Origin of the sequence: Burkholderia cepacia ATCC 25416 (assembly GCF_001411495.1) — a bacterium.
GTDB classification, from domain to species: domain Bacteria; phylum Pseudomonadota; class Gammaproteobacteria; order Burkholderiales; family Burkholderiaceae; genus Burkholderia; species Burkholderia cepacia.
On the sequence record NZ_CP012981.1, the window covers coordinates 3,771,797 to 3,791,734 of the forward strand.

General features: G+C 68.5%; 11 protein-coding genes and 3 pseudogenes. 6 read left to right on the plus strand and 8 right to left on the minus strand.

Annotated features, from left to right (window positions below; genetic code table 11):
* Window positions 1–39: 39 nt before the first annotated feature.
* Entirely contained in the window at window positions 40–792 is a 753-nt protein-coding gene (locus APZ15_RS17430; protein WP_027786741.1) for a class I SAM-dependent methyltransferase, read from the minus strand.
* Between the two features lie 218 nt (window positions 793–1,010).
* Between APZ15_RS17430 and APZ15_RS17435 the strand changes: the two genes are divergently transcribed.
* The 3 genes from APZ15_RS17435 (at window position 1,011) to APZ15_RS17445 (ending at window position 4,146) form a co-directional block, all read left to right on the plus strand.
* A complete protein-coding gene (locus APZ15_RS17435; protein ID WP_027786740.1) occupies window positions 1,011–1,820 on the plus strand; it encodes a helix-turn-helix transcriptional regulator in 810 nt (269 codons plus the stop codon).
* A 138-nt stretch (window positions 1,821–1,958) separates the two neighbouring features.
* Entirely contained in the window at window positions 1,959–3,368 is a 1,410-nt protein-coding gene (gene argH, locus APZ15_RS17440) for an argininosuccinate lyase (RefSeq protein ID WP_027786739.1), read from the plus strand.
* A gap of 94 nt (window positions 3,369–3,462) precedes the next feature.
* Window positions 3,463–4,146 carry an HAD family hydrolase gene (locus APZ15_RS17445; RefSeq protein ID WP_027786738.1) on the plus strand — a complete coding sequence of 228 codons (684 nt, stop codon included), beginning with the start codon at window positions 3,463–3,465 and terminating at the stop codon, window positions 4,144–4,146.
* An 82-nt stretch (window positions 4,147–4,228) separates the two neighbouring features.
* Here the strand turns inward: APZ15_RS17445 and APZ15_RS17450 are convergent, their stop codons facing one another.
* From APZ15_RS17450 to apbC, 5 genes are all read right to left on the minus strand, one after another.
* Window positions 4,229–5,056: a lysozyme inhibitor LprI family protein gene (locus APZ15_RS17450; protein WP_027786737.1), complete on the minus strand. Its 828-nt coding sequence runs from the start codon at window positions 5,054–5,056 to the stop codon at window positions 4,229–4,231.
* Window positions 5,056–7,335, minus strand: coding sequence for an arginine/lysine/ornithine decarboxylase (locus tag APZ15_RS17455; protein WP_021163792.1), 2,280 nt, complete (start codon window positions 7,333–7,335; stop codon window positions 5,056–5,058). Before APZ15_RS17455 ends, APZ15_RS17450 begins: the two co-directional genes overlap by 1 nt.
* Window positions 7,336–7,416: 81 nt before the next feature.
* Window positions 7,417–7,986: a dCTP deaminase gene (dcd, locus tag APZ15_RS17460; RefSeq protein WP_006398615.1), complete on the minus strand. Its 570-nt coding sequence runs from the start codon at window positions 7,984–7,986 to the stop codon at window positions 7,417–7,419.
* 112 nt (window positions 7,987–8,098) lie between these two features.
* Window positions 8,099–8,635, minus strand: a complete 537-nt coding sequence (sodC, locus tag APZ15_RS17465; RefSeq protein ID WP_027786736.1) for a superoxide dismutase [Cu-Zn] — start codon at window positions 8,633–8,635, stop codon at window positions 8,099–8,101.
* Between the two features lie 133 nt (window positions 8,636–8,768).
* Entirely contained in the window at window positions 8,769–9,860 is a 1,092-nt protein-coding gene (apbC, locus tag APZ15_RS17470) for an iron-sulfur cluster carrier protein ApbC (RefSeq protein ID WP_021163794.1), read from the minus strand.
* A gap of 351 nt (window positions 9,861–10,211) precedes the next feature.
* On the opposite strand from apbC, the gene APZ15_RS17475 reads away from it, so the two are divergent.
* Together APZ15_RS17475 and metG are read left to right on the plus strand one after the other, a co-directional pair.
* Window positions 10,212–10,856 carry a YiaD family glycine zipper/OmpA-like lipoprotein gene (locus APZ15_RS17475; RefSeq protein ID WP_021163796.1) on the plus strand — a complete coding sequence of 215 codons (645 nt, stop codon included), beginning with the start codon at window positions 10,212–10,214 and terminating at the stop codon, window positions 10,854–10,856.
* Between the two features lie 376 nt (window positions 10,857–11,232).
* Window positions 11,233–13,386, plus strand: coding sequence for a methionine--tRNA ligase (metG, locus tag APZ15_RS17480; protein WP_027786735.1), 2,154 nt, complete (start codon window positions 11,233–11,235; stop codon window positions 13,384–13,386).
* A 67-nt stretch (window positions 13,387–13,453) separates the two neighbouring features.
* Here the strand turns inward: metG and APZ15_RS17485 are convergent.
* Both APZ15_RS17485 and APZ15_RS17490 read right to left on the minus strand, forming a co-directional pair.
* A pseudogene (locus APZ15_RS17485) lies at window positions 13,454–17,546 on the minus strand (translocation/assembly module TamB domain-containing protein).
* A 25-nt stretch (window positions 17,547–17,571) separates the two neighbouring features.
* A pseudogene (locus APZ15_RS17490) lies at window positions 17,572–19,385 on the minus strand (autotransporter assembly complex protein TamA).
* Between the two features lie 268 nt (window positions 19,386–19,653).
* Between APZ15_RS17490 and APZ15_RS17495 the strand changes: the two are divergent.
* Window positions 19,654–19,846: pseudogene (locus APZ15_RS17495) on the plus strand (DUF3460 family protein).
* The last annotated feature ends 92 nt before the right edge of the window (window positions 19,847–19,938 follow it).

Genomic DNA, 19,938 nt, shown 5'->3' on the forward strand with positions numbered 1-19,938 from the left:
TTGCGGGCGTCGACGAAACCGTGCCGGCGCACCGCACGCTCAGTGCGCGTCGATCAGCAGCGCGTCGTGCTCGAACGATCCGTCGGGCTGCACCGCGTAATAGCCGCGCACCTCGTCGGGCGCATGCGCCCACAGCGCGCGAATGCCGGTCACGCTGTCGGCCGGCGTGCGGATGCGCGCGACCCACGTATCGAAATCGATCGGCAGCCGCCAGCGGCTGTGCACGTGCGCGTCGAAGCCGGCATCGCGGAACATCGCGAGCCATTCGTCCGCGCGGTAGTCGCGCACGTGCGACGCGTCGCGCAGCACTTCCGCGGCCTGCAGGTACGTATCGAGGAGCGGATGGTCGTTGCCGGCGATGTCGATCATCAGCACGCGGCCGCCCGGCTTCAGCACGCGGCGCACTTCGGCGAGCGCCGCGCGCATGTCGTGCCAGTGGTGTGCGCTCATCCGGCTCACGACCCAGTCGAACGTCGCCGTCTCGAACGGCAGTTTCTCGGCCGGGCCCTGCTGCGTACGGATGTTCGCGAGCCCGCGCTCGCGCGCCGCGGCGTCGACCGTCGCGAGCATCTGCGCGGCGAGATCGTAGGCGACCACGTCGCGCACGTGCGGCGCGACCGCGAAGCTCGCGTGGCCGGCGCCGCAGCCGAGATCGAGCACCGCGGCATCGGGCGTCGCGCGCACCGCGTCGGCGAGCGTCTGCAGGTCGGCGCCCGTCGCGTGGACCGTGCTCGTCAGGTAGGCGGCGGCCGTCGTGCCGAATGCGTCGGCGACCTGGTCGTGGTGTTTCATCGTTCTCTCCTTTCTTTTGCGCAATCGGCCGGCGTGGATGCGTCAGTGCGCATTCCGGCCCCATGCAACACGTTTTGTGGGACGCCCGCTCCCCTGGCAGCGCGCGAGCCGCTACAATAGGCCCGCGCCTGTACCAGTACAAGTTAAGCAGTTATTCTGGTATTCGATACACCCGTCTGATCGTTGCCGCATCCCCGCTTCCACTTCGCCGTTTCCGCATGAACCAGCCGTCATCCGTCCCCGTCCCGCCGCTCGATGCCACGCCCGCCCGTGCGCTCGGCGAATTCATCCGCGCCCACCGCGAGCGGCTGTCGCCGCAGGCCGTCGGCCTGCCGCCCGGCCCGCGCCGCCGCACGCCGGGGCTGCGGCGCGAGGAAGTCGCGCAGCTCTGCGGCGTCAGCCCCACCTGGTACACGTGGATCGAACAGGGCCGCCCCGTGTCCGCGTCGGCCGACGCACTCGCGCGGATCGCCGTCGCGCTGCAACTGTCGAAGGCCGAGCGCGTGTACCTGTTCGAGCTGGCCGCGCAGCGCGACCCGGCCGAGCCCGACGTCGCGGGCGGCGACCTGCCGCCGACGCTCGCCGCGACCGTCGCGGCCATCGCGACGCCCGCCTACGTGCTCGACCGGCAATGGAACGCACTCGCGTGGAACGCACCGGCCGCCGCGCTCTTTTCCGGCTGGCTCGACGGCGAGCACGACCGCAACCTGCTGCGCTTCACGTTCATGTCGCCGGCCGCGCGCACGCTGATCGTCGACTGGGAAACCCGGGCGCGGCGGCTCGCGGCCGAATTCCGCGCCGATTCGATCCGGCACCTGACCGACGCGCCCACGCGTGCGCTGATCGACGCACTGACCGCCGGCAGCGACGCCTTCGCGCAGTACTGGGCATCGCAGGACGTGTTCGAACGCGAAGGCGGCCTGCGCGAATTCGACCATCCGGCCGACGGCCGCCTCGTGTACCAGCAGATCACGCTGAAACCCGCGCACCGCGAAGACCTGAAGCTGGTCGTGCTCGTGCGCGACTGAACGGGCCGGCCCGCGCGGACCACGGCCGGCGGGCCGCCGCGAACGGCTGCGCGCCGCGGCGGGCAGGCCCGCGAATGTTAGAATCGCGGGATTCCCTCGGCGGCGCACGCCGCCCAACATCCCCTTCGAAGAATCGCCATGACGTCCCAACTGCACAAAAAGGGCGAGGCCTGGTCGGCCCGCTTCTCGGAACCGATGTCGGAGCTGGTCAAGCGCTACACGTCGTCGGTGTTTTTCGACAAGCGCCTCGCGCTCGTCGACATCGCCGGCTCGCTCGCGCACGCGAACATGCTCGCCGCGCAGAAGATCATCAGCGCCGACGACCTGGCCGCGATCGAACGCGGAATGGCGCAGATCAAGGGAGAAATCGAGCGCGGCGAATTCGAATGGCAGCTCGACCTGGAAGACGTCCACCTGAACATCGAGGCGCGCCTGACCGCGCTGATCGGCGATGCCGGCAAGCGCCTGCACACGGGCCGCTCGCGCAACGACCAGGTCGCCACCGACATCCGCCTGTGGCTGCGCGGCGAGATCGACCGCATCGGCGGCCTGCTGAACGACCTGCGCGGCGCGCTGCTCGACCTCGCGGAACAGAACGCCGACACGATCATGCCGGGCTTCACGCACCTGCAGGTCGCGCAACCCGTCACGTTCGGCCACCACCTGCTCGCGTACGTCGAGATGTTCTCGCGCGACGCGGAGCGCATGCGCGACTGCCGCACCCGCGTGAACCGCCTGCCGCTCGGCGCGGCCGCGCTCGCCGGCACGAGCTACCCGATCGACCGTCACGCCGTGGCGAAGACGCTCGGCTTCGACGGCATCTGCGCGAACTCGCTCGACGCGGTGTCGGATCGCGACTTCGCGATCGAATTCACGGCGGCTTCCGCGCTCGTGATGACGCACGTGTCGCGCTTCTCCGAAGAACTCGTGCTGTGGATGAGCCCGCGCGTCGGCTTCATCGACATCGCCGACCGCTTCTGCACCGGCAGCTCGATCATGCCGCAGAAGAAGAACCCGGACGTGCCCGAGCTCGCGCGCGGCAAGACGGGCCGCGTGAACGGCCACCTGATGGCGCTGCTGACGCTGATGAAAGGCCAGCCGCTCGCGTACAACAAGGACAACCAGGAAGACAAGGAACCGCTGTTCGACACGGTCGACACCGTCGCCGACACGCTGCGGATCTTCGCCGAGATGGTGGCCGGCATCACCGTGAAGCCGGACGCGATGCGCGCGGCCGCCCTGCAGGGCTTCTCGACCGCCACCGACCTCGCCGACTACCTGGTGAAGCGCGGCCTGCCGTTCCGCGATGCGCACGAAGCCGTCGCGCACGCCGTGAAGATCTGCGACGACCGTGGCATCGACCTGGCCGACCTGACGCTCGACGAGATGAAGCAGGAACTGCCGAACGTCGCGCACCTGATCGGCGAAGACGTGTTCGGCTACCTGACGCTCGAAGGTTCGGTCGCCAGCCGCAATCACCCTGGCGGCACCGCACCCGACCAGGTGCGTGCGGCGGTCAAGGCAGCCCGCGCCGCGCTCGGCCGGTAAGCCCGCTGTTCCGGACGGACGCCATCGGCGTCCGTTTTTCATTCGGGCGGCCGTCGCGCCGCCCATCGCCTTCCCCGCTTCCCGAATGCCGCCGATGACCTTTTCCGCCGCACTCTTCGACATGGACGGCCTGCTCGTCGATTCCGAGCGGACCATCATGAACACGTGGATCGACGTGTCGAATGCGCACGGCGTCACGCTGACCACCGCCGACTACCTGCAGATCGTCGGTCGCTCGTTCGCCGAAGGCCAGGTGATCCTGGCGCGGCTGATCGGCAACCCCGATACGTTCGACGCGGTGCGCACCCGCGTGCGCGAGCAGCTCGCGGCGCCCGAACCGCATCCGAAGTTTCCGCTGAAGCCCGGCGCGTTCGCGCTGCTCGACGCGCTCGCGCAAGCCGGCATTCCTTGCGCGGTCGCGTCGTCGTCCGCGAGCGAGGTGATCCGCGCGCGGCTCGACGCGGTCGGCGTGCTGCCGTTCTTCCGCGCGATCGCGGGCGGCGACGAAGTCGCGCGCGGCAAGCCCGACCCGGCCGTCTACCGGCTCGCGGCCGAACGCCTCGGCGTGCCGGCACACGCATGCGTCGCGTTCGAGGACAGCGATTTCGGTGCGCAGTCGGCCGCCGGCGCGGGCGCATCGGTCGTCACCGTGCCCGACCTGAAGGCGCCGACGCCCGAGATCGTCGCGCTGAGCCTGCACGTGCTGGCCTCGCTCGACGATGCGCTTGCGCTCGTGCCGTCGTGGTTCGGCGGGCACGATACGCGACGGCCCGCTTAGATCGCGTGCCACCCAATGCAAAACGGGCACCCGAAGGTGCCCGTTTTGCCCTATCGCCGAACAACCGGCATCGCGGTTGCGCTTACTTGTTGCCCGCCGTCTCCGACAGCCGTTTCATCGTCGCGATGCGCGCGCCGATCAGGTCGACGCGGCCGTCCTCGCCGACGAGCGGCGCCGTCGCATCGCGGAACCCGACCCACGCGCGCTGCGCGCGTACGAGCGTCGCGGCCGAATGCGCAGGCATCTTGCGGCGCAGCTTCTGGTAATAGCGGTTCAGGTCGAACAGCGCGTGCTCGCACGCGGCGTCCTGTTCGCACGGGCGCACGCGGCGCACGGCCGGATCGCGCGGCGCGTTCGCCGGCTTGCCGTTCGGCCGGGCCCCACCCTGGGCCGCGCTCGTGCCGCCCTGCGCGCCGCTCGTGGCCGCCACTGGCACGGCGGCGGGCGGCGGTGCATAGCGATCGGCCGCGCCGCGCAGCGCCAGCGCGCGATCGCGCACGGGCTGCAGCTGCAGGTCGGCACTCGACATCGCGTACGACGTGCCGCGCGTGGTGTCGTACACGGCCTTCAGCAGATGCACTTCATCCTTGCGCCACGTGAGCCAGCGGCGCTGGCTGTCCTGCCAGCCGCGCTTCGCGTCGGCCGGCGCATCCTTCAACAGGCGCTGGTATGCGCCGTCCATCACGGCCTGCCACTGCTGCTGCGCTTCGCCCATGCACTGGATCTGGCCGGCCGGCGAAGACCGGTCGCGCCGCGCGAGGCATTGCCGCATCGCGACGTCGATCGGGTCGGCCGCCGCGACTTCCGCGTGCGCGACACCCATGCCCGCCAGCCCCGACGCGCCTGCCGCCCAGACGACGAGCGCGGCCACCGCCGCACGCATCGCCTGGATTCGTCCGTGCGTCGCCATCAGTCGCGCACGCAGTCGACGAAGTACTCGACGCGGCCGTTCACCTCTTCCGCGACGAGGCCGTGGATGTCGGTGTGGAAGCCCGGGAAGCGCTCGTTGAAGTCGCGCGCGAACCGCAGGTAGTTCACGATCGTCTTGTTGAAACGCTCGCCCGGAATCAGCAGCGGAATGCCCGGCGGGTACGGCGTGAGCAGGATGCTCGTCACGCGGCCTTCGAGCTCGTCGAGCGGCACGCGGTCGATCTTGCGGTGCGCGAGCTTCGCGAACGCGTCCGACGGCTTCATCGCCGGTTCCATGTCCGACAGGTACATCTCGGTCGTCAGGCGGGCGATGTCGTTCGCGCGGTACACGTCGTGGATCTGCGTGCACAGGTCACGCAGGCCGACACGCTCGTAGCGCGGATGCTGCGCGACGAATTCCGGCAGCACGCGCCACAGCGGCTGGTTGTTGTCGTAGTCGTCCTTGAACTGCTGCAGCTCGGTCACCATCGAGTTCCAGCGGCCCTTCGTGATGCCGATCGTGAACATGATGAAGAACGAGTACAGGCCGGTCTTCTCGACGATGATCCCGTGCTCGGCCAGGTACTTCGTGACGATCGCGGCGGGGATGCCCGTCTCGCCGAACTCGCCGTCGACGTCGAGCCCCGGCGTGATGATCGTCGCCTTGATCGGGTCGAGCATGTTGAAGCCTTCCGCCAGCGGGCCGAAGCCGTGCCAGTGGTCGTTCGGCTTCAGCATCCAGTCGTCGCGCGAACCGATGCCTTCTGCCGACAGCTCGTCCGGGCCCCACACGCTGAAGAACCAGTCGTCGCCGTATTCGGCGTCGACCTTGCGCATCGCGCGGCGGAAATCGATCGCCTCGGCGATCGATTCCTCGACGAGCGCGGTGCCGCCCGGCGGCTCCATCATCGCGGCCGCGACGTCGCACGACGCGATGATCGCGTACTGCGGGCTCGTCGACGTGTGCATCAGGTACGCCTCGTTGAAGCGGTGCTTGTCGAACGTGCGGTTCTCCGAATCCTGCACGACGATCTGCGATGCCTGCGAGATGCCCGCGAGCAGCTTGTGCGTCGAGTGCGTCGCGAACACGAGCGCGCCCGTGCGCGGACGCCCATCGCCGATCGCGTGCATGTCGCGATAGAAGTCGTGGAACGTCGCGTGCGGCAGCCACGCTTCGTCGAAGTGCAGCGTGTCGAGCAGGTCGCCGAGCAGGTCCTTGATCATCTCGACGTTGTAGACGACGCCGTCGTACGTGCTCTGCGTGATCGTCAGGATGCGCGGCTTCATGTCCGGGTTCTGGCGCATCGCCTCGCGCGCGAACGGGTTCGCCTCGATCTTCTTGCGGATGTTCTCCGGCTTGAACTCGTCGCGCGGGATCGGCCCGATGATGCCGAAGTGGTTGCGCGTCGGCGTGAGGAACACCGGAATCGCGCCCGTCATCGTGATCGCGTGCAGGATCGACTTGTGGCAGTTGCGGTCGACCAGCACGATGTCGCCGGGCGCGACCGTCGCGTGCCAGACGATCTTGTTCGACGTCGACGTGCCGTTGGTCACGAAGAACAGGTGGTCCGCGCTGAAGATGCGCGCCGCATTGCGCTCGGACGCGGCGACCGGGCCCGTGTGGTCGAGCAGCTGGCCGAGTTCGTCCACCGCGTTGCAGACGTCGGCGCGCAGCATGTTCTCGCCGAAGAACTGGTGGAACATCTGGCCGAGCGGGTTCTTCAGGAACGCGACGCCGCCCGAGTGGCCCGGGCAGTGCCACGAGTACGAGCCTTCGTCCGCGTACTTCACCAGTTCCTTGAAGAACGGCGGCGCGAGCGAGTCGAGATAGACCTTCGCCTCGCGGATGATGTGGCGCGCGACGAACTCCGGCGTGTCCTCGAACATGTGGATGAAGCCGTGCAGCTCGCGCAGGATGTCGTTCGGCAGGTGGCGCGACGTGCGCGTTTCGCCGTACAGGAAGATCGGGATGTCCGCGTTGCGGCGGCGCACTTCGGTGACGAACGCGCGCAGCTCGATGATCGCGGTCGCGAGTTCGGGCAGTTCGCCGTCCGGGCCGGTTTCGCCGAGCATGAGTTCGTCGTCGTCGATCGACAGGATGAAGCACGACGCGCGGCTCGACTGCTGCGCGAACGACGTCAGATCGCCGTAGCTCGTGAGGCCGAGGACTTCGACGCCCTCCTTCTCGATCGCTTCGGCCAACGCCCGGATGCCGGAGCCCGAGATGTTCTCGGAGCGGAAATCTTCGTCGATGATGACGACGGGGAAACGAAACTTCATGGGCGATTCTCCAAAAAGAACGACCGCGGCGCGTCACGCGCAGCGGTCACCCGGAAACTGGTGAGACGTTATGCAACCAGATCAGGTTTTCGGCAGCGTGACACCGCGCTGCCCCTGATACTTGCCGCCGCGATCCGCGTACGACACGTCGCACACTTCGTCGCTTTCGAAGAAGAGCACCTGCGCGACGCCTTCGTTCGCGTAGATCTTCGCGGGCAACGGCGTGGTGTTCGAGAATTCCAGCGTGACGTAGCCTTCCCACTCGGGTTCGAACGGCGTCACGTTGACGATGATCCCGCAGCGCGCATAGGTCGACTTGCCGAGGCAGACGGTGAGCACGGTGCGCGGGATGCGGAAATATTCGACGGTGCGGGCCAGCGCGAACGAGTTCGGCGGGATGATGCACACGTCGCCCTTGAAATCGACAAACGAACCCTCGTCGAAGTTCTTCGGATCGACGATCGTCGAGTTGATGTTCGTGAAGATCTTGAATTCGTCCGCGCAGCGGATGTCGTAGCCGTAGCTCGACGTGCCGTAGCTGACGATCCGGCGGCCGTCCTCGGACGCGCGAACCTGATCGGGCACGAACGGCTCGATCATCTTGTGCTCTTCGGCCATGCGCCGAATCCATTTGTCGGACTTGATGCTCATATCGGGGCGCCTGGAAACGCTGCGTGACGGTCAGGGAGGGCCGCTCGCGCGAGACGGCGGCCGGGAAAGGCGGACATTTTACGCGATCATCGGCGCACGCACGCGGCGGCCGTCAACGGATCACGCCGCAGGCGAGCGCGGGCCCCGCGCCATGCTGCGGAAACGCGGGATCGCTCGAGTCGCGGTGCACCAGCGCCGCGCGGTTCATCGCCGAGCGCACGCCATCGAGGGCCAGATCGGGCGCGACGATGAAGCCGGCCGCGACGCCGTTCGCGTCCGCATGGATGTTGCCGAGATCGCCGGCGACGCGGGCGCCCGCGCGCAACCGGTCGGCGGCCGGCGCGAACACCTGGCCGGCGCTCGAGCCGTCGCCCGCGTTGCAGTCGCCGCGTTCATGCACCTGTAGCGCGTGATCGCTGTTGGGCGGAAGGCCGGCCAGGTTGTACGTGACCTGAACGCCGTCCGGACGCTCGACGAACGTCACCGCGCCGCGCGCCTGCGAGCCGACCGTCGGCTGCAGTTGTGCGTCGGCCCGTTTTTCGTGCGACGAGGAAAAGGAGGTGCAGCCGGCCAGCAGGCCCAGCGCGGCGGCGGCCAGCAGCGCGTACCGCACGCGGCCGGCGCGCACGCCGTGATGTCGTTGTTTCATTCGATCCTCATGCCGGCTGGCGGCCGTTTGACACGACGGCCGCGCCGGGCGGGTAAAGGGACCCGGGAAAAGTCGCCATGATACCGCGCCTCGCGGCGCCGTAAACAGCGTGAGGCCCCGCCCCGCAAGGGTTTTACGTATTTTGAACAACGATCGACGGAAACTTCGACGTCATGTCGCGCGATCGCTCGGCAATCGCCAGTGCGACACCGCGCGCGATGTCGCGGTAACGACGGGCCAGCGCGCCTTCGGGATCGGCCGCGACCGTCGGCGTGCCGCTGTCGGCCCGCTCGCGGATCGCGATGTCGAGCGGCAGGCTGCCGAGCACGTTCACGTCGTAATCCTTAGCCATCCGCTCGGCCCCGCCAGCGCCGAAGATGTGTTCTTCGTGGCCGCAGTTCGAACAGATGTGGATGCTCATGTTCTCGACGATGCCGAGGATCGGAATCCCGACCTTCTCGAACATCTTCAGGCCCTTCTTCGCGTCGAGCAGCGCGATGTCCTGCGGCGTCGTGACGATCACCGCGCCCGTGACCGGCACGCGCTGCGCGAGCGTGAGCTGGATGTCGCCCGTGCCGGGCGGCATGTCGACGATCAGGTAGTCGAGCTCGCGCCAGTTGGTCTGGCGCAGCAACTGCTCGAGCGCGGAGGTCGCCATCGGGCCGCGCCATACCATCGGGTTGTCTTCCTCGATCAGGAAGCCGATCGAGTTCGCCTGCAGCCCGTGGCCGACGAGCGGATTCATCGACTGGTTGTCGGGCGACTCGGGGCGCTGGCCGTGGATGCCGAGCATCGTCGGCAGTGACGGGCCGTAGATGTCGGCGTCGAGGATGCCGACCGACGCACCTTCGGCGGCGAGCGCGAGCGCGAGGTTGACGGCCGTCGTGCTCTTGCCGACACCGCCCTTGCCCGACGCGACCGCCACGATGTTCTTCACGTTCGGCAGCAGTTTCACGCCGCGCTGCACCGTGTGCGCGACGATCTCCTGCGACACGGCGACGCGCGCGTCGCGTACGCCGGGCACGGCCTGGAGCGCCGCGGTGACGCGTGCGCGCACGTCGTCGTGCTGGCTGCGCGCGGGATAACCGAGCACCACGTCGAGCGCCACGACGTCGCCGTCGATCGCGACGTTGCGCACGCCCTTGTTCGCCGCATACGGACGGCCGGTATTGGGGTCGACGACAGCCGCCAAAGCGGCGTCGACTTGTGCCCGGTCAATGCTCATCGAAACTCCGTGAAAACGTTTTTCTCGCGCGCAAACGTCAAAAAATATCAAATTACGCTGCGAAAATCGGGAAAAGTGAAAGAATCTGTTGCACGCCATTGCGCGAACGCGCGACCCGGCGCACTCTTCGCCTGCGGCATGCTATGGGGCCAAATCGGCCACCAACCGCCTATATTGTAGAGGCTGACGCGTCGCACTGCCCGAACAGCCACGCTGACGGACAGGGCATGCGGCCACCTCGGCGGCTGCCGCTGGCGCAGGCCTGTCCTCCTTTTTCGGGCGGCCCGCGCGTGGAGCCGTAACTGTTGTTGTCGTCGTTGTCGACTCGTTCAACCAAGAGAGGAATCCAAGATGAACATGAAAATCGCGACCCGTCTGTCCGTCTTCGCATTGGCCGGCGCACTGCTGGCAGGCTGCGCCACGCAGCAAGGCAACAATACGGCCGTCGGTACCGGCACGGGTGCGGCGCTGGGCGCAGGCATCGGCGCGCTGGCGGGCGGCGGCAAGGGCGCGGCGATCGGCGCGGGCGTCGGCGCACTGGTCGGCGGCGTGACGGGTTACAACTGGCAGGCGATCAAGAACAAGCTCGCGCCGTCGGCAGCCAAGACGGGTACGCAGGTGACCGAGCAGCCGGACGGCTCGCTGAAGCTGAACGTGCCGAGCTCGGTGACGTTCGCGACGAACCAGTACGCGATCACGCCGGCCTTCACGCCGCTGCTGAACGACCTGGCGACGACGCTGAACCAGAACCCGCAAGTGACGGCATCGATCGTCGGCTACACGGACAGCACGGGTTCGCAGCAGCTGAACCAGACGCTGTCGCAGAACCGCGCGCAGAGCGTCGTCAACGCGCTCGTGCAGCGCGGCGTTGCCGGCGGCCGCCTGTCGGCACAGGGCATGGGCCCGTCGAACCCGATCGCGGACAACGCGACGGAAGCCGGCCGCGCACAGAACCGCCGCGTCGAAATCTACCTGCGCGCAGCACAGGCGCAGTAAGCGCACGACGAGGGGAAGGCGCGGGCCCGCCGCCCGCGCAGCCCCGCCGGACAAGACTTCCGGCGGAGCCGGTAACAAATCGAAAAAATTTTCGAACTTCTGTCGCAGGCCGTGGTCAGTATTTACGGTACGCGGCTGGTGTTGCCGGCGCGTCACCATTCTCCTCTTGTCGTTGTTGCTCCGGGGCCGTATCCGCCCCGGTTTTTTTTGCCCGCAGAATTCGTGCTGCGCCGCAGCATGTCACCGCCGGGCACGCCGCTTGCGCGGCCCCGCCCGTTCCGGCGCCCGGTCAGCGGCGCCCTGCCCGCGTCGCCGGCGCGCGCCCCTGCTAGAATCGCAGTTTCCCGTCGTTTTCCGCCGTTCCTCTACAGACCCTATGTCCGCATCCGACCTCACTTCCGTGCAGGCTGCGGCGCCGCAAGGTGACCGCCAGATCCTCGTTACGTCCGCACTGCCCTATGCCAACGGGCAGATCCACATCGGCCACCTGGTCGAGTACATCCAGACCGACATCTGGGTGCGGACGCTGCGAATGCATGGCCATGAGGTCTACTACATCGGCGCCGACGACACGCACGGCACGCCGATCATGCTGCGCGCGGAGAAGGAAGGCCTGACCCCGAAGCAGCTGATCGACCGCGTGTGGACCGAGCACAAGCGCGACTTCGACAGCTTCGGCGTGTCGTTCGACAATTTCTACTCGACCGATTCGGACGAGAACCGCGTGCTGAGCGAGAAGATCTACGTCGCGCTGCAGGAAGCCGGTTTCATCGCCGAGCGCGAGATCGAGCAGGCGTACGATCCCGTCAAGGAAATGTTCCTGCCCGACCGCTTCATCAAGGGCGAGTGCCCGAAGTGCCACGCGAAGGATCAGTACGGCGACAGCTGCGAAGTGTGCGGTTCGACCTACCTGCCCACCGAACTGCTGAACCCGTATTCGGTCGTATCGGGCGCGACGCCGGTGCGCAAGACGTCGAAGCACTACTTCTTCCGCCTGTCCGACCCGCGCTGCGAAACGTTCCTGCGCGAATGGGTGAGCGGCCTCGCGCAGCCCGAAGCGACCAACAAGATGCGCGAATGGCTCGGCGACGCCGGCGAGTCCAAGCTCGCCGACTGGGACATCTCGCGCGACGCGCCGTATTTCGGCTTCGAGATCCCTGGCGCGCCCGGCAAGTATTTCTACGTGTGGCTCGACGCGCCCGTCGGCTACTACGCGAGCTTCAAGAACCTGTGCGACCGCAACGGCGTCGACTTCGACGCGTGGATCCGCCCGGGCTCGACCACCGAGCAGTATCACTTCATCGGCAAGGACATCCTGTACTTCCACACGCTGTTCTGGCCCGCGATGCTCGAGTTCTCGGGCCACCGCACGCCGACCAACGTGTTCGCGCACGGCTTCCTGACGGTCGACGGCGCGAAGATGTCGAAGTCGCGCGGCACGTTCATCACCGCGCAGAGCTACATCGACACGGGCCTGAACCCCGAATGGCTGCGCTACTACTTCGCCGCGAAGCTGAACGCGACGATGGAAGACATCGACCTGAACCTCGACGATTTCCAGGCGCGCGTGAACAGCGATCTCGTCGGCAAGTACGTGAACATCGCGAGCCGCGCGGCAGGCTTCCTGATCAAGCGCTTCGACGGCCGCGTGCAGGACAGCGCGATGAACCATCCGCTCGTCGTGAAGCTGCGCGATGCGATTCCCGGGATCGCCGCGCACTACGAAGCACGCGAGTACGGCCGCGCGCTGCGCCACACGATGGAGCTCGCGGACGAAGTGAACGCGTACGTCGACGGCGCGAAACCGTGGGATCTCGCGAAGGATCCGGCCAACGCGGTCGCGCTGCACGAAACCTGCAGCGTGAGCCTCGAGTCCTTCCGCCTGCTGTCGCTCGCGCTGAAGCCGGTGATGCCGCGCGTGGCCGAGGCCGTCGAGTCGTTCTTCGGGATCGCGCCGCTCGCGTGGGCCGATGCCGCGAAGCCGCTGTCGTCGGAACAGCCGATCAAGGCGTACCAGCACCTGATGACGCGCGTCGACCCGAAGCAGATCGAGGCATTGCTCGCCGCGAACCGCGATTCGCTGCAGGCCGAGGCCACCGGCGCGGCCGCCGCGAGCGCGAACGCCGCCAAGGAGGCGAAGAACGCCAAGGTGAACGCGAAGCCGGCCGCCGTGAACGGCGCCGACGATGCCCCCATCTCGATCGACGATTTCGCGAAGATCGACCTGCGCATCGCGAAGATCGTCGCGTGCCAGGCCGTCGAGGGTTCGGACAAGCTGCTGCAGCTCACGCTCGACGTCGGCGAGGAAAAGACCCGCAACGTGTTCTCGGGCATCAAGTCGGCGTACCAGCCCGAGCAGCTCGTGGGCAAGCTGACCGTGATGGTCGCGAACCTCGCGCCGCGCAAGATGAAGTTCGGCCTGTCCGAAGGGATGGTGCTCGCCGCGTCGGCCACCGACGAGAAGGCGGAACCGGGCCTCTACATCCTCGAGCCGCACAGCGGCGCGAAGCCCGGCATGCGCGTGAAGTAAGCCGAACGCGCTGCCGCTGGCGCCAAACAAAGCCCCGCACGATTCGTTTCGTGCGGGGCTTTTTCATTCATGGCTGCTCGGCACGCCGCGCCCGCGCCGCGTCGCTGCCGAACCACCGGTCGAAACGCCGCGTGTAGTTCAGGTCGACGCCCTGGAACGTGCCGCCGTACGCGGACACGGACCAGAAGCGCGTCAGGTTGATCGTCGCCTTGAACGCGTTGCTCGCCGACTGCAGCCCCTGCTCGAAGCCGAGCACGAACCGCTCGTTGATCGCCTTCGACACCAGCACGACCTGCGGGTCCGTCAGGCCCACTTCGCTGCGGCCGACCGAGACCTCGTCGAGACCGAAGGTCTGCGCGACGCGCTTGCCGGTCACGCTGCCGAGCAGCCCGAGCGCCGCCGTCATCGTGCCCTGCTGACCGACGTTGTTGCCCTGGTCGGTGCCGTGCCCGAACAGCAGCCACGACAGCTTTTCGTTGTCCGTGACGTTCGGTTCCGACACCAGCTTGACCGTCAGCGACTGGATCGTGCCCGTGACCTGCACGCCGGCCTCGACTTCCTGGTTGCGCCGCATCGCGAGGATGTTGACGCCCGGGTTCGACACGGGGCCGTTGAACGTGAAGAAGCCGTTCTCGATCGCGAGCTTGCGGCCGAACGACGTGTACGTCGACCCTTCGGTCACACGCACGTTGCCAACCGCGCGCAGCGGCACGCCCGGCGCGCTCATCACGGTAATCGTGCCGCGCAGCCCGAGATCCGCGCCGTGCCCCTTGAAGCGGAAGTTGTTGCCGAGGCCGATGTCGATGTTCGCGCGCGGCGCGAGCGACGGCGCCGGTTTGTCCGCGGCCGGCTTTGGCTTGGCAACGGCGGTGCCGGTCGGCGTCTCGCCGCGCACCGTGCCGTCGGGTTGCACGATCACCACGTCGTCCGACAGATGCGGCGCCGACTCCTCGGGCAGGTCGAACAGTGCGCGATCGACGACGAACTTGCCGTCGATCGACAGCGCGCCGCGCGGCCCGTCGTTCGCGACCGTCGCCTTGCCCGACAGCGACAGCTTCCGGTCCGGCGCCGCGAACAGCTCGAGCTTGTCCGCGACGATGCTCGCGGTCAGGTCGGGCGCCTCGCCGTCGAGACGCACGCGGCCAAGTGCGCGCAGCGTGCCGTCGCCGCCGTGGAACTCGACCTGCTGGAATTCGACGAGGTTTTCCGACAGCTTGATGCGCACGATGCCGTCCTTCAGCTGCACGCCCTGGTCGACGAGCGTCGCGGACAGGTCGTCGCCCGTCAGCATCCCCGACAGGTTCGGCTTCGCCGGCGTGCCCGCGACGGTCAGCTTCAGCGCCGCGCGCCCGCCGAGCAGATAGCTCGGCCCGAACAGGTTGCCGGTCGTCTTCAGCGCCGGGACGTCGACGTCGATGCGGCCCGACAGCGGGCCATCGTCGACCACGCCGAACATGCCGTCGCGCAACGCGAACGGCACGGTGACGTTCGCATCGAGCGTGCCGATCCGGTTCGCCTTCGCGAGCGCCGTCACGTTGAGCCGGTTGCCGGGCGTGAAGTTCGCGCGCGCGGACAGGTCGGTCAGCCCCAGCGACGCGATGCCGCGCCCGCTCTCGATCGTCACGTCGCCGCCGCGCCGCTTCACCTGCACATGGCCGGTCGAGTTCGCGCCGAGCGAGAAATCCCAGTCGGCGTCGAGCACGACGTCGGTTCGTACCGGCGGCCGCTGGCCCGTCAGCTCCTGGCGGACCTCGAGGAAACGCGCGACCGACACGCCGCTCACGGAGCCCGCCGAGCGCATCTGGCCGTGATCGAACACGAACGACTTCAGGTCGATCGCCGCGCCCTCGAGCGTGAGCCGCGTCGCGCCGAGCGTCACGCGGCCGGCACCGACCGATACGGTCAGCGGCGCCTGCAGCGCGACGGCCGGCGTGCCGCGGTTCGCGAGCCGCGTCACGGTACCGTCCCAGCGCATCCCGTCGCGGCTCTCGACCACGCCGCCGTTCGCCGCGAGCGTCAAGTCGATCACGCGGCCGCCGGCCGTCCCGAGTGCCGACGCGTCGAGCGTGTGCTTCGCGCGCGTACCGTCGAGGTTCGCGCGCAGCGATTTCAGATTCAGCGAACCGAGCGCGAGGTCGGTCGCGTCGGCCGTGAACACGAGGGCGCCGTGCGCGCCGTCGCGGATGTCCGCGCGACCCTGCGCGGCACCGATCCGGTTCGAGCCGACGACGACGTGCTCGGCCTTGTAGGTGGCCGTCACGTTCGGGTGCGCGAAGCTGCCGGTCAGGTCGCCCTGCGCCTGCACGAGCCCTTCCACGCCGAAGCCGAGCCGGTCGAGCTGCGGCGCGTCGATGACGAACCGCAGCCGGTCGCCGGGTGCCCCGAAGCTGCCGCGCAGGTCGACATGATTGCCGGCGATCGACAGGTTCGCGTTGCTCGGCAGGATCCGCGAGCCGGCGAGCTGCACGACGCCGGCGCCGGTCAGCGGCACGCCGTCGTACAGGCTGTCGCCGAGCTTGAAGGTCGCCTTCGTCGACACCTGCGGCGCGAATGCGCCCGACGCCGTCAGCGTGCCCGACACGCGCGTCTCGCCGCGCCTGGGCGGCGCCTTCGCGACCTTGACAGGCGCCTTGCCGCTGCCGGCCTTCGGCGCGCTCTGCGCGGCGAGCAGCAGCGGATCGAATCCGGTCAGCGTCGCCTTCGCGTCGTAGCTCGAATGCGCATCGTGGCGGAACACGCCCGTCAGGTCGATGCGGCCCTTGCCCGCCGTCACGCGCGCGTCGGTCAGCACGGTCTGCTGCGGCGTCAGCGCAACCTTCGCGCGTGCGCCGAGCGCGAGCTTCGGATCGTTCAGGTTGAAGTCGACGGTCGTCACGCTGGCCGCGAGCGTCACGCCGAGCGGGCCGCCCAGGCGCATCGGCCGCAGCTCGGCGACGAAGGCGTTCAGGTCGAGGTTCGCGACCTTCAGGTCGAAGCGGCCCTTGCCGCCCGTCAGCGTGCCGTTGCCCGTCACGCTGCCGTCGCGGATCAGCTTCAGCGCGAGCGCGTCGATCCGCTGCGCGTGCGCGTCGAGATGCACGTTCGCGTGCGCGTCGATCACCGGCAACAGGTGATCGCCGAGCGTGCCGGGCTTCGCGTTGACGATCGACACCGGGCCCGTCACCGCGAACCCCTTTGCGGGCGCCGAGCCGGCCGGCGCGGTCACGGGTGCGAGTTCCGCGCGCACCGCGAGATCGGCGGCCGGCGCGCCGGGCGCGAGCGCCTGCGGGTTCACGTGATCGAACGCGAGCGACGCGCGCGTGAGCGGCACCGCGCCGAACGGCGCGGCCTCGACGTGCGCGCGCCCGTTCAGCTTCATCCCGCTCGCGTCGACTTCCGCGACGAGCGCCTCGAGCGAGCCCGACACGCGAGCGCGCGCATCGACCGGCTCGTCGGCCAGCTTGCCTGAGTAAGTGGCCTCCCCCGTCAGCGCGAACGGCTTCACGCCGTCGAGTTTCGCGCGCGCGGTCAGCGCACCGTACGGCGTATCGACGCCGTCGAGCACGAGTTCATGGTGACGACCGTCGCTGCGGCCGTTCAGCGCGAGATGGTCGAGCTGCGTCGTCGAGCCGCCGTCGTGGATCGCGAGGTGATCGACGCGCAGGTCGTCGATCCGCAACTGCAGCGGCAGGCTCAGGTCCTGCGGCGTCGTACTCGGCGTCGACGGCCCCGGCGGGATCCGCACGTCGATCGTGCCGGCGCGAAGATACGCGATGGACAGACGCCACGGCGCGCGGGTCAATGCCCAGCGGCCGTCGATCCGGTCGATGCGGATTTCGGTACCGGTGCCGTCGGGGCTCGTCCAGGCGAACCCGCGCAACCGCACGCCGGTCGCGAGCGAGCCGCCGTCGAGCGTGCCCGCGAGCCGCGCGCCGAGCACGCGCTCCGCCACCTGCCACGCGAGCCGCGTGCCGTGCTCGGTCGTCACCGCGGCCAGCACGAGCCCGACGGCCAGCACGACGAGCAGCACGACCGTCGCGAGCGTCCCATGCGACGAACCGCCCGATGCGCGCGACGGGCCCGCGGCGCGGCGCGCGCGGCGGCGCGTCGGGCGCGCCGCCGGGCGTGTCCGGATCGCCAGGCGGCGGCGTGTCGTTCGTATCGTTCGGGTCCTTCGTCATGCGGTTCGTCGATGAAGCGGTACGTTCAGAAAGCGATGCCGAGCGTCAGGTACGGGCGCACGCTATGGTTGCGCAACCCGTACGCGACGTCGACGTTGATCGGGCCGACGGGGCTGCGCCAGCGCGCGCCGACGCCGACGCCCGGGTAGAACACGCGTTCGCCCCACGCATCGGTGGCCGTGCCGATGTCGAAGAACGTCGCGGCACCCCAGTCGCGGTTGAACCAGTGCTGGTATTCGGCGGTGCCCGTCATCAGGTACTTGGTCGGCAGGACGGAACCGTCGACGCTGTTGCCGATGCTCTGGTAACCGTAGCCGCGCACCGAGTTCGAGCCGCCCGCGCGGAACAGCAGCGACGCCGGCACGCCGGTCGAGCTGCCGCTCGTGAACACGCCGCCGAGCTCCGCGCGGAACACGAACAGGTCGCGCTTGCCGACCGGCAGGTACTGCTGGCCGCGCGCGTAGCCGCGGATGAAGGTCTGGTCGGTCAGTACGCCCTTGACCGCGAAGCCGGCCTCCGCGTGGATCAGGTTGCCCGAACGCGGGAACAGCGGATCGTCGACGTTGCGGCGCGTCCATGCCCATTGCGGCACGAGCGCGCGGCTCGTGGTCGGCCCGCGCCGTTCTGGTCGAGCCGGTCCTGGTAGTACATCAGCGAATACGAATAGTCGATGAACTGGCCCGTGCGCGTGCGCTGCACGCCGACCCGCGCGCTGTAGATGCGCGTATCCGACACGTTGGTGTTCGTGTACGACGCGAGCACGCTGTTGGTCCAACCCTTCTCGCCCGGCGGCATCGACAGCTGGACCTGCCCGTATTGCTGGATCTGGTCGAGCCGGCCCGACACGGTCAGCGGCCACGCGGCGCCGAACGTGTCGAGATACGTGTAGGAGCCCTGCACATGCGGCCCGGTGTCGGTCGCGAAGCCGACGCCGCCGCGGATGTTGTTGTACGGGAACTCGCTGACCTTCACGTGCACGGGCGTGCGCTCGGGCTTCGCCGTATCGTCGCCGACGTCGATCGCGACGCTCGCGTAGTACGGCGTGTTCTGCAACTGCCGCTGCAATTCGGTGATCCGCTGCACGTCGTAGATCTCGCCTTCCGACAGCGGATTGACGTTCGTGACGATCTTCTCCGGATAGCGCCGCACACCGTCGACGTCGACCTTGCCGATCGTGAACGTCGGACCGCTGTCGAACGTGACCGCGAGCGTCGCGCGCTGCGTGCGCGGATCGATGCGCGCCTCCGACGACGCGATCTTCGCGCCGAGATAACGACGCGACTGCAGTTGCCTGAGCGCCGCGCCCTTCGCGCCGTCCCAGTCGGACTGCGTGAACGGGTCGCCCGGCTTCAGCGAAAACGCGAAACGGGTCGCGGCTTCCTGCTTCGGGTCCTCGGTGTCGACGGGCCCCTTGAAGGTCAGGTCGACGCTCGACACGACGGTCTGCTTGCCCGGATCGACCGCGATGCGCACGTCGCGCTTGCCGTCGCGCGTGCGCACGTCGGTGCGCACGACCGGCGAGAAATACCCGGCCGTCGCGGTCAGGTCGCGCACCTGCTGCGGGGTGGCCTTCACGAGGAAGTCGAACTGGTCGTCGCTGATGTCGTCGCGCTTCGCGAAGCGCGCGATGTCGAGGTGCGTCTTGAGCAGCTTGCGAACCGAGCGCGGCGCGTCGATGTCGACGTCGTACTTCGCGTGGGCCGGCAGCGCGAAGCACGCGGCCAGGCAACCCGCGAGGGTCGCCCGTGCGGCACGGGCCGCGGCGCCGGCGCGATTGCGTTCCACGCGCGGGCCCGCGTCATGTGCCGGATGTGCTTGCTGGTTCGACTGCCCCGCCAAATATGACCTCGCCCTCGGTTGTCACGGTTTTTGTGGAAAACCCTGTATTTGACCACAGCGTGCCGGCGCCAAAGCTTAATGTTTGTAAACCGCCGCGCGAGCGCGCCGTGGCCGCGGCGTCATGCCCGGCGGTGCGCTTGCGGCCGCCGGCTGCGCGCCAACCCGCGGATTCGACGCGCGATTGCCGCCGGCCGTTCCCGCGATGCGGTAAAATCCCGCCATCGTGAATCCGGCGCATCGTGCGCCGCCCGAAACGGAAAATCCAGCCATGCCGTACCAGTCCGATGTCACGCAGTTCCTGAACCAGCTCAAGCAACAGAAGCCGACGCTCGAGGAAGAGCAGGCGCAAGGGGCCGTTCCCTGCTGTGGGACAAGCAGCCCGATCGACCTCGAAGAGCGCGCCGAGCAGCAGGGAATCGCGCGTGAAGCAAACGTCGTACGTCTACTACCAGAACTTCTGACGACGTGAGCGCCGCCGACGAGGCCAGCGCCGCCCGCCAGGACGACGCGATCGCCGCGCCCGCGGGCGCCGATTCGACGCCCGACACGGTCG